The sequence below is a fragment of the Vibrio sp. Y176 genome (genome assembly GCF_033438945.1).
Window position 1 is genome coordinate 244,426 of sequence record NZ_JAWOQS010000002.1, and the last position, 15,117, is coordinate 259,542.

Consider the following 15,117-nt stretch of genomic DNA (forward strand, 5'->3'; position numbering starts at 1 on the left):
TTCGAGTTCCATAAAAACAAAAAAATTTGAAAACCCAGTATAAAGATCCTTACTTGTTGTCATTAAAGCAATTAGTGCGGTGGGATAATGATAAATATGACAAATCTGTTGCGCTCAGTCGACAACAGCCATAAAGGGCTGCAATTGCTATTAGGCGATTTTTACCAAGATTTCAGTGATGCAGGGATTGATATTGAGATGCTGCATAAACAAAACCGTTTTGAAGCACTCAGATGTTATTCAAAAAGGCTAAAGACCATTCTCGTCTTGTTATGTGATGACGACTTACCACCAAAATTGGCAAAGCTTGAACACTTAAACAAACACCATTTCCCTGCTCCTAATGAATTGATCGAGGACGTTAAAACCGAGCTTAACAACGTAAACAAACAAATTAGCCAGCTGTTAAAAATCGAAAATTCAATCGATAGCCGCACAGGTAGTGAATCGTAGGGGTGGCTCATGAGTAATAAGCAAATAGAACATCACCTCAAAAAGGCACTCGTTTCGAACAACGAAGCTTCGAAGGTAACAGCAGACGATACAATCGTGCTAGCCAGTGCAATGACCAGCGTACACAAAACCTTGCTGGTTATCTTTTTGCTTTCCATGGTGGCTATCGCCGTGGCATCTCAGGCTCGTATCGACATTGTGGTGTCGGTGCGCGGTGAGCTATTGCTCGAATCTGACATCGAAAAAGTGCAACACCTTGAAGGCGGTATTCTAGAAGAAATGCTAGTGCGCAAAGGCGAAGTGGTTTATGAAGGTCAGCCTATTGCACGCCTTCGCTCTCTGGATAGAAACACTCAACTCGATACGGTAAACACAGAGATCATTCAGCTAGAGCTAGACAAGATTCGTTACGAAAGCCTGCGCGATATGGTGGAACCCGATTTTTCTGCCTACATCGAAAAGTACCCAGAATTAGTGCAAGTCAACATGAATACCTGGCAGCAAGAATTTTCTAAAAACCGTTCCAATGAAGAGTTGATCACTCACGATATCCAACATAAGAATTCGCTTATTGATTCAATGCTCAAGCGCCGTAAAAGCTCCGAGAACCAGCTCTCCTTGATACGCAAGCAGCTCAATATTAAGAACACCTTGTACAAAGAGGAAATGGCGTCTTACGTCGATGTTCTGAATATGCAGGTTCAAGAGTCAAACATGGTGCGTGAGATAGAAAACCTTGATGAGTCGGTCATGAATGAGCGCTTCCAACTCGACAAACTAGAGAAGCAGTACCGAGACTTGGTGGAGAATCGTAATGCCGAGTATCAAGCACAAATCATTCAAGCAAACAAGGACTTAAAGTTGAAGCGTATATTACGTCCTCAACACTCAGATAAAGTGGATCGCCTCGTGGTTTACGCCCCTATTGACGGTGTAGTAGATAAAGTGCACTTCAACTTCCGCTCCGCTGTGATACCGCCAGGTGAAAGCATCGCGGACATTGCGCCGATTAATAACTCCCTTCATGGCGAAGCGAAGATTCCACGTAAAGACATGGGCTTTGTTGAAATCGGACAGGCAGTCAAAGTGAAGATGGACACCTACAACTTTGCCAAGTACGGATTTTTGGAAGGTCGAATCGCGTCGATCAGCCGTTCGTCTTATGAAGAAGAGGACGCAGAATTCTACCTCGCTGAAATCCAAATCAGCCAAAACTATCTAGAGCGTGGAGGCACACAATACAAACTGTCCCCTTACATGGAGTTTACCGCCGACGTGAAAACAGGGTCGCGTCGGGTTATCGAATACGCTGCGAAGCCGGTTATGTCGGCTATCGAAGACGCATTCGATGAGAGGTGATGGATGAGTAGCAAACCTTCTTACAATATTTCCGTTCCTGTTATGCGCCTAAGCATCGCTTTCAGCTTGATGCTGGCTGCCCTCGCCTTTTATTTGTATATCTCTTGGGAAAAAGTGGATTCAGTCGAGAAAGTGCAAAACGCGCCTCTGTTGGTTCAAGCTCAACAGCTCAACCAAACTATCGAGTTTGATATTCAAACGCTTCAACGCTGTTTAAGCGCACGTTATTGCAGTACAACAGAGCTTGATTTTGAGGTTCTGAAAGACGAAATTGACCAATTTAAGTCGCTCGCGTCACTCAACAAAACCGAGTTTAGCTTGGTGGGCGCGACCGAATACACGCAGCTTGAACTGGCAATCAATCGCTTCTCAGACAGCCAAAAAACACGCGACGATGTGTTGGCACTGTACCTCTCGCTCACCAATAACTACCTACAAATGGACGACAACTACCGGACCATATTTAACAACCATGCGAGCGACCTAATGATGGAGAAAAACGAGTTCTTCATTTGGTTGTTTGTGGTCGTTGTCGTACTGGTGGGTATCGCAGTGCTATCGAACTTGGTGGCAATCCTTAAACTGAAAAAATCCAGCTCGAATGAGCGTGACATTGACCAAGAATTCGATGAGCTTTATCAAGAACTCAAACTACTGGATTTACAAAGGTTGGAAGAGTTGCTGAATGAAGTGAGCATCAATCCTAAGCAGCGTCAGATCTACTCACACCTAAAACTGATTTTCAGCAAACTCGAAGAGCAAAAACGCAATAACGATCTCTACAAGCAGCTCTATGCTCTGATTGGTTACGAGATTCGTGGCATCACCAACACCATTAACGGCGGCGTGCAATATCTCGTTCAAGAGACCGATGAGAGCGGAGTGTTGATGGCGCAAGATATAACCTCAGCTGCCAATACCCTGTCTGAATTGGCAGAGAACTACAACCGACTCATTTCACAAGGGACCGAGAGCAAATCGAAAGAGTTTTCACTGCTGAATGTACTGTCTGAATTGATGATTCACATCAGTTCAAAAGTGCAGCGAAATGAAGGTGAGCTAGACTGCTTTATCTCAGATAACTTACCAAACCGTGTTGAAGGACAATCCACCAGCTTATTCTGGGTGTTGTTCCTTCAGCTATCAAATGCCATCCAACTCAAAGCCGACAAGAAACTGTTTGTCACCATTGAATCAGGTGCGGCGTCAGACATTGAAAATACCCGCCTGACCATCAATCTAAACTTCTTAACCACGCTGGATGTGCCGCTTGCCAAGCTCAATACCCTACACTGGAGCGACCATAAACAGCACACTGCAACCAAAGACGATTTGGCGAAAAGCGTGTTGAAAGATTATGGCTATTACGAGAGCCATTGGTATCAATCGGGCAATCAGGAACGTTTTCAAATTCAGCTCGATTTGAAAGCCAAAAGCTTCCACACCGAGAAAACTCGCTTCGACAATAAGCGCCTATTACTGTGTGCCAACTCTCAGCTGCGCATTGATGTGATGAGCAAAATGTTAGTCAACTTGGGCTTAGAGATTACGCCAATTCGAACGCCGAACGAACTCTTCTCTGCGGCAAAAACCTTTGGCGAATACGATGCCATCATGCTGACCGACACGTTCGAGCCAAACAAGCTGCCCTCACTGAGCAAAACGGTGAAATCGCAACTGCGCAATCACCCGAACACCAAGTTGCTGCTCTCGGTCACTAGCACTCAGCAAGCGCAAGAGAGCCATACCTTTGTCGACAAGATTCTGAACTCCCCTGCGATTCCGTATGAGTTTATCCCCAATCTTTTAGCAATCATGGAAGCGGAAGCCTCAGAAGAACAGATGGAGAACAGCTCATTCCTGATTGTGGAGGATGACCGTGTTCAACAGATTCTACTCAAACGTATTTTGAGCAAGCAAGAATACGAAGCCGACACCGTTGGCGATGGCGCAGACGCCGTTCAGCATTTCATGAATCAGCGCTCAGACATCATTTTTATGGACTGCATCATGCCGGGCATGGGCGGCATTGAAGCGACCAAACGCATTCGACAATACGAACAAGAGAGCGGACAGAACCCTTGCACCATTATAGGTGCGACAGCATTGACCAGCAGTAATGAACACCAAGCTTGTATCGAAGCTGGAATGGATTACGTGATCAGCAAACCTTATAAAAACGACGAAATCATCAAGGTGATCAACAAGTATGTGGCGGTACAGAAACTTAACTAGCTGTGTATTGGCAGCGCTTACATTGAGCAACGCTCCTTCGGCAATGGCGACCACCTTGCTTGAGGCGGTCAAACTCGGCTTGGAAAACAATTTATCTCTGCGCGCTAGTGACAAAGGCGTGGAAGAAAACGAATACAACATCGACATTAGCCGTTCTAAGTTCCTGCCTTCTTTAAACGGTGCCGCTGATACAACATGGAATGAAAACGAGACCATATTAACGGGAACACCAGATAAACGTTCAAGCTACAACTCAAATAGCTACAGCGTGTCTTTATCGCAATCGGTGTTTAACCTTGGCGACATCTTCAAATACGGCACCGCGAAGCTTGATTTCAACATTGAAGAAATCAAACACGAGAACAAAATCCAGAGCACCATTTCTGAAATCGCGACGCAATATTTCGAATACCTCAAAAACAACGCGCAAATCAAAGCCACCCAAGTAGAACTTAAATCGTCTGAAACACGTGAGCGCCAAATGCGTCGCAACGTGGAACTTGGCAACACTGCGGCGAGCGAGTTGTATGAGGTAATTGCCCAGAAAGAAGGCATTGCCAATCGCTTAAGAACCTTAGAGAAAGACCGGCGCGTAATTTTGAACGGTTTAGAGATTCAAGTTCAATACCCAGTCACCCCATCACAAGACATCTACGAAAGCGTGCCCTTGGCGGAAATCAGCGAATCCGAACAACGTGAGATTCTTGAACAAGCTTTGAAGCTCAATAACGACTTATTGGTTGCGAAGAAAACCGTCGAGCGCAGCCGAAGAGGCTTGAAAGAAAGCGGTTCAAACTTTGTGCCGACCGTATCGCTCTCTGCCAGTTACCGTTACGACGATGCGAACAACTATGACCGAACCGACCCAACCGCAACAGGGGACAGTAACTCGACCAGCGTCGGGTTGAACTTGAATGTGCCAATTTTCTCCGGCGGTTCGGATTACTACGGTTATCAAAAATCGTCGACTGCCATCGAGCGAACCGAGCTGCTGTACCAAGATTCATTGTTCGCGACGCGCAATAGCGTTAACACCTCAGTACTCAACATTAATGACTTCTCCCGCGCCATCAGCAGTTACGAGAACATCATCCGTGCCAACTACGCTTCCTACAAAGGCATTCAACGCGCCTATCAGCTTGGTACGCGAACCATTACCGACTTACTGGCAGCGGAAAGTAAACTGTTCAGCGCGCTACGTGATTACGAGAGCGCGCGCTATGACTACATCATTGAATCGATCAATCTTGAGCAAATCAAAGGCATGCTATCGGTTCAATCTATCGAAAGCATCATGCAGTTGATGAGCGATATCGAAGGCAGAAGCAATCAAGACTTAGTTCCAAAACACCTTCTCTCTAAACCATCGATTAAGAAAGGAGGTCGCAATGCAAACTGAGCACTTTTCCCAAAAGATTAACTTTGCTGACAAGTGTTATCTGACTTTCTCAACGGTCATCTCAACACTGTTTGGTTTAGTGCTGCCCTTTTCGATTCTTATTATCTTTGACCGTGTTTTACCTAACCAAGCCAAAGACACGCTGTTTCTTCTGTTTGCCATTATCTTGATCACCATCTTCCTCGACTATCACTTAAAGAATCAGGAAGAGAAGATTTCGTCGGTGATCATGAAGCAATTCGAAACCAACTTAACCAACAAGGTGTTTCAATCAATCTGTTTGGCTGAGATATCGAAGTTTCGTCGTCTAGAACCCGGTGAATACCTAGAGCGTATTGCGACCATTCCAGAGATTAAATCCTTCTTTGGCGGAGAATCTGTACGGGCATTGATCAACCTTGCTGTCAGCATACTGACCATTCTGATTATCGGTCTGATCAACATCTGGGCAGGGGTGACCATCTTGCTCGCCTCCATCGTTTTAGCAGTGTTCGCACTCAGCCTCTCTAAGCAAAAGATCAACAGCCTAGAAAACAAATCCGACATCGAAGGCTTAACCACCTCGAAAATCATCGAGATCATCTCTAGCCCACTCGATATCAAAGCGCGCAATATGGAATATCGCGTTGAGAGCTTGATGACACAAATGGTGGAAGAGCGTGAAGTCGAGAACATCAAGTACGAGCAAATTGAATCAAACTTCAGCCTTATCTTGTCGCTCATACAACAGCTCTCCATTGCTTGTGTGGTGGTAGTTTTGGCAACGGCAGTTATCAACATGCAATCTAGCCAAGGCATCATGGCTGCCATCATCATGCTTACCAACCGCTACTTCGCGCCATACCAGCAAGTAATGCGCACGGTGAGTCGATGGGAGTTGAACAAGCTTCATATTCAACGTATCGCCGAGCTGCTTGAGCTTGCTGCATCTATAGAACAACAAAACGACACGACGGAAGTCGAGCGCATCTCGGTGAAGTATTCGGAAAAACAACGCATTGAGTTTGAACGCGGTCAGGCTTACTTGCTGACGGGGAAAAGCGGCGCAGGTAAAACCCACCTCGCCAATTGCATTACGCGGCAAAACACCGACAGCAAGCTCGATATCCAAATCAACGAGACACCGCTCGATGACGTCAACTACAACGTCTGGCGTAATAGCGTGCTCATGGTCGACAAAACCAGTTCGTTCGTCGAAGGCACCATCATCGACAACTTGACTTGTTTCCGCCCGAGCTTAAACAACACGGCATTTGCGCTTTGCGAAACCATGAACATCAAGGCACAAATCGATGCCCTTCCCGCTGGTTTTTACACCGAGCTTAAAGGACATTTACGCAACCCATTCTCGCGCCAAGTCGCTTATGCCTTGTTGTTAGTGCGTGCCTTACTCGCGAACAAACGTGTGTTGATCTTCGACGACATCGACTGTGTTTATGATGACGACTTTGCTCGATTGGTTTTGACCAGCACCGCCTATCGCGCCAACGACAAAATCCTCATCATCGTCAGCAACAAGATGGACAAACTCAATCATCGCCTCAAACGCGTCAAACTTACCGGAGGTGACCAATGAGTATTTTGGTTGATTTTAATAATGTCCCTCAGCGCTTGTTGGACTTTGAGGCTCGCAGTTATGACGAGCGATACAATCAGTCACCTTTGATTCGTGGTTTAGCTTACACCCTCATAGCGCTTGAATGGGAAGGCACACCTTCTATCCTCAGCGACGCTTTTATCCCTAAACCAAAAGACAGCGATAGTTTTATCGCTACGATTGAACGCCTTGGTTACCGTTGTGACGTCACCAAACTAAAAACGTTGGAGCACATCGAGGGGCATCCTCATCCTTGTTTTATCGAGATAGAAAACCTCACTGCGATTTTCTTGGGCACTAAAGACGGCAAACTGATCCTGTTTGATTACACAAATAACAACACCATTGAATACCCGCTCTGCAAGAAGCCGTGCTTGTTGGTCTCGATCAGCGAATACTCCCGCTTATTCCGAGAACCGCCACCTGAATCTCAAGACCGCAGTAACTGGATTAAATACGCGTTTTATCGCTACAACAATGAACTCAAAAGCCTGATTATTCTCAGCTTCGTGGTCAGCATTCTCGGCGCACTCCAGCCCTTTTTTATTATGAGTGTGTACAACTTCGCCTTAACCTCTAGCTCGCAAGCCACGCTTTATTGGCTCACGTTATTTGCTGTGATTGTTGGGTTCTCGGAATACTTTTTCAAGAAAATGCGGGTCAACATCATCGCCACATCAGGAAAGGATTTGGCGGTGCATATTTCTCAAAACGTAATATCCAAACTGTTGTGGCTTCCTTATTCGATGACATCCACCGCAGGTGTCTCTTCTCAGTTAGCGCGTTTGAAAGACATCGACACGTTCCGCCGTTTGGTAACCGCAGAGTCAACATTAAGCTACTTCGACATGCCGTTTGTTATCGTATTCATTATTGCCATTGCTCTTATGTCTGGTACCGCGGCGCTAGTCGTTATGGCGGGGTTGATTCTAATGTTGGTGTTCTGTGTTTATTCTCGTTACATCTACTCGCAAGCCACGTCCAAGAGCTCTCGCGCCAACGCCATGGTTTCTTACCAATGGAATGAGATTCTTCGTGGTATAAAAACTATCCAAGGCTTGCCATTGTTGCGTGTTATCCAGTCCCGCTTTAGCGCATCGCATTTACAAAGCACCAACGATGCAGAACATGTTTCAGTGACTAATAGCAGGGTTCAGGCAGCAGGCGGGAGTTTGATTCAGGTTATTGGTACCGCAAGTATCGTCGCGGCCGTTATCGGCGTGATGGACGGCACCTCCGATGCAGGTGCAATGCTTGCTACCGTAATTTTAGTCTGGAAGGCGTTGGGGCCTATTATGGGCATCTACAACTCTATTTCTAAGTTCCAATCCATTAAGGCGTCTTCTGCGCAAATCAACAACCTTATGGCGATGAATGACGATAAGCTAACGTTAGAGAAAAGCCCCCCTATTCGCCTCTTTCAAGGTAGTATCGTCGGCTCTGGTGTGAGCCATCGTTATAGTGGTGCGGCAACAGGCTTAACTAATCTTGGTTTTAAAATTCCACCGGGCGCAAAAGTTGTGATTTGTGGACCAACAGGTTGCGGTAAAACGACGCTCATTTCTATTATCGCTGGGCTAGAGGAACGCTATCAAGGCTCAGTTTCGGTGGACGGTTATAACATCAAACAATTCAACAGTTACCGCTATCGAACCTCGATTAACTACATCCCGTTTAACCTGCATATTTTTGAAGGCTCCTTGGAGACTAACTTCATCTTGCATAATGGGTTAATCCCAACAGAAAAAATGCGTGAAATGGTGAGTTTCTTTGAGCTCGATACATGGTTGCCACAAGGCCTGGACACTCAATTGAGCGTTGATATCTGTAAAAGTTTACCAAATGGTATTCAACAAAGACTGCGGCTCGCATTAGGGCTAGGCAACTGCGAACAATCTTTGATTATCATTGACGAGCCATTTAATGGTGCAGAGCAAGAAAACTCGCACTACTTCAAGCGGTTATTCAGCGACAAACTACTCAATAAGACCGTTATTTTCTCAACGAATGATCCGGGCATGATCTCTACTTCCAATATGAGCTTAGTCTTGGAGCCAGATGGCAACTTGAAGTATTTCGGGTTAACCGATAAGTACTTAAAAAGTCTAAGTTAAGTTCGGAATGTGGTGTGGTTCATCATTCATAATTGAGCACGGTCATTGACAAAAATGTAAACGATGAGACTATTTACTCTGTAAGCGCGTACACTAAGGAATCCGATGTATACATTTGTTGCAGACAAATTGGATGTGGTTTATTTATCAACGATACCAGAAAACTACCAGTTACAAGACTTTGACGTGCCTGAAGAAGAACTCGAAATTCGTGAAATTGTAGAGGTATGGTATGAGTGTGCGTTTCTTCCTGACTTTAACCTTCAACACATCGACATCGAAAACAAAACCGCATTAGTCGAGACACAAGCGCAAGTCGTAAACAACTACACAAGTACGCTCGCTTTTTTACTCAAAAGTCGTACTTATCGCGCAGCACTTAACCGATTATTGAGTGTATGGAGATTGGAGGCAGCAGCTAAAGCACAGCTTGAGCTGCTGTTACTTACGGAAGAACAGAGTAGCAAGCCAGTAAATTAATCGGCTAGGATAAGGGGCTAAAAATCTTAAACCCAACCATCGAATCGGAGACGTTTCTGCACGCGTTCAACCGCCTCTATCTGCATCTGACGAACACGCTCGTTAGACACGTTTAACAACAGGCCTATTTCCGACAAGGTTTTCACTCTCTGGTCAAATAATCCGAATCGATGGATTAAGACTTTCTGCAACTTAGTTGGCAAGGTTTTAATAATATTTTCAATAGCTTGAGTAAAGCACTGGTTTTCACAGTCTTGTTGTGGATCTGGCGTATACTCACTTTCACACAGTTCAAGAACAAATGGAACACGATGAAGGTCCGCAGTGGTCGATACATCAATAAAACCACTAAGAGCAACAAGTTCATCTATACGCTCTGCTTTCACCCCTGAGCAGCGTGAGAGTTCAGAAATAGACAACTCCTTGCTCTCACTTTTTTGACGCATCGAGCTTTTTTAAAGCCAGGCTATTTATCTCTTTGCACACATGAGCAGGTAAACGTACCGTGCGGCCATTGTTCATTAATGCCGCTTCTATATTCTCGCGAATCCACCATACCGCATAAGTAGAAAAACGGTAGCCTGGCTCAGGATCGAACTTATCGACCGCTTTTATCAAACCAATGTTACCTTCTTCTATTAAATCGAGCAGAGTAAAGTTATTGCCTGGCCGTTTGAGGTAGCCTTTTGCGATTTTCACAACAAGTCGAAGATTAGACTCAATCAACATTTCGCGCGCTTCTTCATCACCAGCTCGATTAAGTTTGGCGTAATGCAACTCCTCTTCACGAGACAACAAATCAATCCCCACAATATCTTTGAGATAGTGAGCATAAGGGTCTTTCCCAACTGACAACGATTCTTTCATTGACAGTTCATCCGTGACAGCTCGGAACCTAGCAAAGCATTCGTTGTTCATTCCCCGTCCTTCTCAAGCCAACTTATTTCTTATCTTCTTTAATTGTTTTTGTACAACACCGTATGCATCATGCTTTATATGCATTACTTTACACTGAGTGTAGACAGGGGTTCTGATCTTTACCAAGAAATCGCTTATCACTTTAAAACAATTACTGCTTCTATGATAAAAACGTGAGCAGGTGGGGGGTTATATATATGAAAGTGCGAATATTTGTACGCAAATTGGCCTCAAAGAAAACAACGCAACGTAATCGTCAACGCTTACCACGTTACTCTGACTAAACCTTTGAGGCTTGAGGATGGTTTGAAGTATCAGTTGAATTAGCGAGACCTAATTCACTTGACGAAGCGCAGGTTGAAGCTGACAGTCTGTTATAACTTGGAAAACTGCACGATTCTTTCCTTCAGACTTACCTTGATACATCAACTCGTCAGCATCTTGCAAGCTCACGATGTGGGTAAACTCAGGATAGTAAGCACAGCCCAAACTGATACTCAAATGAATTGCTTGTCCGCCCAGTATAACAGGCTGATCGTAAACGGCTTTACAAAGCATATTGGCAAAATTGAGCGCTTCTCGCTCTGACAGAGAAGACGTAACGAGTGCGAACTCTTCTCCTCCAATTCTCGCCAATGTCATTCGGTCATCAGTCATCGACTTAGCGGCTTCTGCGATGGCAACTATTGCTCGGTCTCCAGCAAGGTGGCCATATCGATCATTGATTGATTTAAAATCATCAATATCAAACACCATCACCGTTAAGTTTCGCTTCAAATGATTCAGTAGCGCCAATTGCTCAATCAGGTGTCTACGGTTGTATAGCTTTGTGAGAGAATCCGTCAACGTCATCTCTAGCAATTGCTGATTGGCAATCGTTAACTGCCTTGTCCGAAGAGCAACCATACGTTTGAGGGCAAAAATATGATAAAGCGTTGCAACCGCCATAATGAAAATAGCAATAGGGAAAAGATAAAGTGGATAAACCGTTTTCACCACACTCCAACGGGTGAGGATCCGCTCACGATCCGTATCGATGACTTTTTCAAACGCTCTTGATACCTCTAAAATGGAAGTTGCACTGTGCATTCCTGCTGCAATCCGAAGATCTTTACTATATAAGCTAATTGTCGGGACAAACATACCCGCTCCCGGCGTGGTTGCCATATAAAAGTTAGCAACTTGCAGGTCTGCAACAAAGTACAGCACCTTTTTATCGACGGCGGCTTGTATCATCGAATCATTGTTAATGTATTCTGCGATAGGTGCATTCGGATAATTCGTCTGAACAAACTCAGACTCGTAACTTCCTTTAACAACGCCAATTGGCAGCGTCATTTCGCCAGTTAAAACACTCCTGATATCAACCGAAAGTACATCTTTATTTACGTACAGTTTGGTTTGGATAGGCATTATGACTGCGCCAAAGTCCATATACTTCGCTCTTTCGGGCGAGTAGACAAGTCCTCCGTGAAAGTCAGCCTTACCCTCTTTTACGGCTTGTAAAGAAGCATCCCAATCCAAAAGGAGAAACTGAACGTCGATTTGGTTGTTCGCCGCGTACTCTTTCCAAAAGTCGATTAAAATACCTTTAGGTTCACCATCTGGGCTAAGGTAAGAGAACGGCTTCCACGCTTTGGAGTTAGCAACAATTAAAGAATGAGACTCTGACTTGTGTGCATGCGCCATCGGACAAATGGACAGCCACAGTAGTAATAAAGAAGCACACGCTTTTTTACATTTGCAACCATAAGTACCATAACTCGTCGATGACATACCTACTTCTCACCAGTCTTTTTAAACCATAATCTCGGCTGTTTGATTAGACTAAAGATATAGTAGAGTTGCATAAGACAGGAAGTGACGCTTATTGATATGAATCTAACTTAGTAAGTTTTAGTACTTAATTGGTACTTTCAACGCCTAGCTCGCTGAAGCAGTTGAAGCAGTTGAAGCAGTTGAAGCAGTTGAAGCAGTTGAAGCAGTACATGATAAATTAGGAAAACTTATCTGGTACTAAAAATTGAATATCATCAGTTTTGCAAACACCTAGTACCAACAAAAAAGCCCTATTCAAAATCCACCTTGGGGAGAACTTTGAATAGGGCTCTTTGCCTCTATGCTTCATTTTACGGCTGAAGCTACCTTTACCTTTTTTCGCTTTAACGACTCGTGTTTGGAACAGCTGACTGGTAACAACCGCTTTTAACGCGTTGTCTTTGATTTCACCTCTGCCGAAGTCGGTCTCATGTTGTGAGCCACTCGGTTGAGGACTGATTTTACGCTTTGCCATAAATCCTCCTTAATGGTCGAACCAGATTGGACAATAATTATATAAATAAGTCAAATTTATAGATTTAGTTGAATTTTATGCTAAAAAACTTCACATCACCGTCATTTATTTGAAATTTAATCAAAAACATGCTGGTTAAATAGTGACTAAATACAAATATTTGTCCATAAAGCACTAATATATGTTGACTCTTCGTGGAATTAACCTAGACTCAAACACGGCTAGAAAGAAAGTTCTTTGTTTTCACATTTCGTTGGATTACTTGTAACCCGTCGTCCTGTGGTACGCAATAGCAATTTATTTTTCCACGCTATAAGCGCCGTTGAGGCGAAAGATTACATTATTTAGATATTTAGGAAATAGACATGTCTAACACAGCTACTGGCACAGTTAAGTGGTTCAACGAAACTAAAGGCTTCGGTTTCATTCAACAAGAAAACGGTCCTGACGTATTTGCTCACTTCTCTGCAATCACTGGTGACGGCTTCCGTACTCTAGTTGAAGGCCAGAAAGTAGAATTTGTTATCTCTCAAGGTCAAAAAGGCCCTCAAGCAGAGCAAATCAAAGTACTTTAATTCTTAAAGAATTTGATACGATAGCCAGCTTTTAAAGCTGGCTATTTTTTTGCCTAAAACTTATTTTGCCAACAAAACGATATAAATCTATGGCTCTTAAACCAACCATTTACAAATTTCGTATCGCCATTTCCGATATGAATAATGACTATTACGATTCTAAAAATCTAACTATCGCCCTTCACCCTTCTGAAAAGCCGCAACGAATGTTGGCTCGCATTCTAGCTTACTGTTTAAATGCTCAAAGCAATCTGGAGTTTACAAAAGGACTCTCTACGATTGAAGAGCCTGATTTATGGCATGTTGGCGATGATCAAAGCATTACTCACTGGATTGAAATTGGCGAACCAGAACCAGACAGAATTAAGAAAGCTTCTCGCCTAGCAAAGCATGTAAAAGTTTACACTTATAACACCAAAGCGGCTGTCTGGTGGGACAAAATGTCAGGAAAGTTCTCAATGCTTCCCGTCAACGTAGAGAGCTTTGACTATGACGCTATCGACTTGATTTGTCAGCACCTTGACCGAGGTACTAGCCTTTCTGTTATGATTACTGGCAGCTCAATTTTTGTTGATATCAATGATCAGCATATCGAAGTAACGGTGAAGGAACTAAAAAACCATGACGTCTCTTAGTGAACTGAGTCAAGAGATGGGATTTGAAGAAATCCCCTTTGTTAAAGAACATAAAGCAGCAAAGCGACGTTGGTTAAAAGAACAGTCACAACTATTTACAAAAGTTTGTGAGAACAAACCCACAACAGCACCTACTCTTCACCTGCTTGGCCTTTTGACCAAATCACATATTGAAGCAAGTGCTAACTACGAGCAACATGCTCACTCTACCCAGCGTATGCAGCAAGTTCTGACTGACTCCTTGGGTAATGAGCACGCGGATAAGTTTACTAACCAATCTGCTGAAGACCTAATCTTAGTCACCCACCTTTGGTTATACACGCAAGGCTATTTAAATATGGATTTCAGCTTGGCGCACGATCATGCTGAGCAGACTCAAAATACATTGCAGCACGAGCTTGTCATAAAACGCATGGACGTTGATGCATTCAGAACCGAACTCATGCAAAGTTTTTATCAAGGTAAGGAAGCCCGTCCGGCTTCAGCAAGTGGCTTTTGGGGTTGGTTTAAACGTCTATTTTCCGCATAAAATACATGGTTTTATCCATTTCAAACAACTGATAGACTTCACGCGCAGTGCAACAAGCATCATGATTGCATTCTTAAAGGACAGTTACCCAATGAACATCAAGGGATCATTATGAAGTTTATCCGTTGGATTTTAGGCAAGGTTATCTTATTGCTGAACGCGGTGTTCTCACCTCGTGGTATTAAGCGCACCGCAGAAGAACAGCAACGTATTGATGAAAAAGCGAAACAATACGCACTTTACCAATTTGAAGCCTGCCCTTTTTGCGTAAAGGTCCGCCGTGCAATGAAGCGTCAATCGGTGAACATTGAGCTACGTGATGCAAAAAATAATCCTACTCATCGAGCTGAACTAGAGCAAGGTGGTGGGCGAGTTAAAGTCCCTTGCCTTCGTATCGAAAAAGATGGCGAAACACAGTGGTTATACGAGTCATCTGACATCGTCGCTTACGTTGAAAAAGAATTTGCCTAAGTTCCCCCTATGAACATTGGCGGATGTAAAAGAGGCACCTAACGGTGCCTCTTTTCTAT

The 15,117-nt window shown here is 44.0% G+C and carries 13 protein-coding genes and 1 pseudogene; 11 read left to right on the forward strand and 3 right to left on the reverse strand.

Going from position 1 to position 15,117, the window contains the following annotated elements; genetic code table 11:
* Positions 1 to 84 precede the first annotated feature (84 nt).
* The 7 genes from R7O13_RS05295 to R7O13_RS05325 all read left to right on the forward strand — a co-directional run bounded on the left by R7O13_RS05295 (position 85) and on the right by R7O13_RS05325 (position 9,637).
* Positions 85 to 453, forward strand: coding sequence for a hypothetical protein (locus R7O13_RS05295; protein WP_031777210.1), 369 nt, complete (start codon positions 85 to 87; stop codon positions 451 to 453).
* A gap of 9 nt (positions 454 to 462) precedes the next feature.
* Positions 463 to 1,812, forward strand: a complete 1,350-nt coding sequence (locus R7O13_RS05300) for an HlyD family type I secretion periplasmic adaptor subunit (protein WP_318303215.1) — start codon at positions 463 to 465, stop codon at positions 1,810 to 1,812.
* 3 nt (positions 1,813 to 1,815) lie between these two features.
* Positions 1,816 to 4,047, forward strand: coding sequence for a response regulator (locus R7O13_RS05305; protein WP_258684453.1), 2,232 nt, complete (start codon positions 1,816 to 1,818; stop codon positions 4,045 to 4,047).
* A complete protein-coding gene (locus tag R7O13_RS05310; protein WP_238952546.1) occupies positions 4,022 to 5,446 on the forward strand; it encodes a TolC family protein in 1,425 nt (474 codons plus the stop codon). The genes R7O13_RS05305 and R7O13_RS05310 overlap by 26 nt, the downstream gene beginning before the upstream one ends.
* Positions 5,436 to 7,022 carry an ATP-binding cassette domain-containing protein gene (locus R7O13_RS05315; RefSeq protein ID WP_318303217.1) on the forward strand — a complete coding sequence of 529 codons (1,587 nt, stop codon included), beginning with the start codon at positions 5,436 to 5,438 and terminating at the stop codon, positions 7,020 to 7,022. The genes R7O13_RS05310 and R7O13_RS05315 overlap by 11 nt, the downstream gene beginning before the upstream one ends.
* Positions 7,019 to 9,157, forward strand: coding sequence for an ATP-binding cassette domain-containing protein (locus tag R7O13_RS05320; protein ID WP_053809549.1), 2,139 nt, complete (start codon positions 7,019 to 7,021; stop codon positions 9,155 to 9,157). The genes R7O13_RS05315 and R7O13_RS05320 overlap by 4 nt, the downstream gene beginning before the upstream one ends.
* Positions 9,158 to 9,262: 105 nt before the next feature.
* Entirely contained in the window at positions 9,263 to 9,637 is a 375-nt protein-coding gene (locus R7O13_RS05325; RefSeq protein WP_005375619.1) for a hypothetical protein, read from the forward strand.
* Positions 9,638 to 9,663: 26 nt separating this feature from the next.
* Here R7O13_RS05325 and R7O13_RS05330 read toward each other — a convergent pair.
* The 3 genes and pseudogenes from R7O13_RS05330 to R7O13_RS05340 form a co-directional block, all read right to left on the reverse strand.
* Positions 9,664 to 10,555 (reverse strand): annotated as a pseudogene (locus R7O13_RS05330) (RNA polymerase sigma factor RpoD/SigA).
* Between the two features lie 333 nt (positions 10,556 to 10,888).
* On the reverse strand, positions 10,889 to 12,331 hold the full coding sequence (locus tag R7O13_RS05335; protein ID WP_017635871.1) for a diguanylate cyclase domain-containing protein: 1,443 nt from the start codon (positions 12,329 to 12,331) through the stop codon (positions 10,889 to 10,891).
* Between the two features lie 220 nt (positions 12,332 to 12,551).
* Complete coding sequence (locus tag R7O13_RS05340; protein WP_017635870.1) at positions 12,552 to 12,848, reverse strand: alternative ribosome-rescue factor A; 297 nt, start codon at positions 12,846 to 12,848, stop codon at positions 12,552 to 12,554.
* A 365-nt stretch (positions 12,849 to 13,213) separates the two neighbouring features.
* Between R7O13_RS05340 and R7O13_RS05345 the strand changes: the two genes are divergently transcribed.
* The 4 genes from R7O13_RS05345 to R7O13_RS05360 all read left to right on the forward strand — a co-directional run bounded on the left by R7O13_RS05345 (position 13,214) and on the right by R7O13_RS05360 (position 15,058).
* Complete coding sequence (locus R7O13_RS05345) at positions 13,214 to 13,423, forward strand: cold-shock protein (RefSeq protein WP_005375625.1); 210 nt, start codon at positions 13,214 to 13,216, stop codon at positions 13,421 to 13,423.
* Between the two features lie 89 nt (positions 13,424 to 13,512).
* A complete protein-coding gene (locus tag R7O13_RS05350) occupies positions 13,513 to 14,058 on the forward strand; it encodes a YaeQ family protein (RefSeq protein ID WP_005375627.1) in 546 nt (181 codons plus the stop codon).
* A complete protein-coding gene (locus R7O13_RS05355) occupies positions 14,045 to 14,587 on the forward strand; it encodes a hypothetical protein (protein WP_005375629.1) in 543 nt (180 codons plus the stop codon). The genes R7O13_RS05350 and R7O13_RS05355 overlap by 14 nt, the downstream gene beginning before the upstream one ends.
* Before the next feature lie 111 nt (positions 14,588 to 14,698).
* Positions 14,699 to 15,058, forward strand: coding sequence for a glutaredoxin family protein (locus R7O13_RS05360; protein WP_005375631.1), 360 nt, complete (start codon positions 14,699 to 14,701; stop codon positions 15,056 to 15,058).
* Positions 15,059 to 15,117 lie beyond the last annotated feature (59 nt).

What these genes read in the sequence shown, in the direction of transcription:
- R7O13_RS05345 (WP_005375625.1), top strand. Translation starts at nt 13,214, where the DNA reads ATGTCTAACACAGCTACTGGCACAGTTAAGTGGTTCAACGAAACTAAA.
- R7O13_RS05300 (WP_318303215.1), top strand. Translation starts at nt 463, where the DNA reads ATGAGTAATAAGCAAATAGAACATCACCTCAAAAAGGCACTCGTTTCG.
- R7O13_RS05340 (WP_017635870.1), bottom strand. Translation starts at nt 12,848, where the DNA reads ATGGCAAAGCGTAAAATCAGTCCTCAACCGAGTGGCTCACAACATGAG.
- R7O13_RS05310 (WP_238952546.1), top strand. Translation starts at nt 4,022, where the DNA reads ATGTGGCGGTACAGAAACTTAACTAGCTGTGTATTGGCAGCGCTTACA.
- R7O13_RS05335 (WP_017635871.1), bottom strand. Translation starts at nt 12,331, where the DNA reads ATGTCATCGACGAGTTATGGTACTTATGGTTGCAAATGTAAAAAAGCG.
- R7O13_RS05305 (WP_258684453.1), top strand. Translation starts at nt 1,816, where the DNA reads ATGAGTAGCAAACCTTCTTACAATATTTCCGTTCCTGTTATGCGCCTA.
- R7O13_RS05325 (WP_005375619.1), top strand. Translation starts at nt 9,263, where the DNA reads ATGTATACATTTGTTGCAGACAAATTGGATGTGGTTTATTTATCAACG.
- R7O13_RS05360 (WP_005375631.1), top strand. Translation starts at nt 14,699, where the DNA reads ATGAAGTTTATCCGTTGGATTTTAGGCAAGGTTATCTTATTGCTGAAC.
- R7O13_RS05315 (WP_318303217.1), top strand. Translation starts at nt 5,436, where the DNA reads ATGCAAACTGAGCACTTTTCCCAAAAGATTAACTTTGCTGACAAGTGT.
- R7O13_RS05350 (WP_005375627.1), top strand. Translation starts at nt 13,513, where the DNA reads ATGGCTCTTAAACCAACCATTTACAAATTTCGTATCGCCATTTCCGAT.
- R7O13_RS05355 (WP_005375629.1), top strand. Translation starts at nt 14,045, where the DNA reads ATGACGTCTCTTAGTGAACTGAGTCAAGAGATGGGATTTGAAGAAATC.
- R7O13_RS05320 (WP_053809549.1), top strand. Translation starts at nt 7,019, where the DNA reads ATGAGTATTTTGGTTGATTTTAATAATGTCCCTCAGCGCTTGTTGGAC.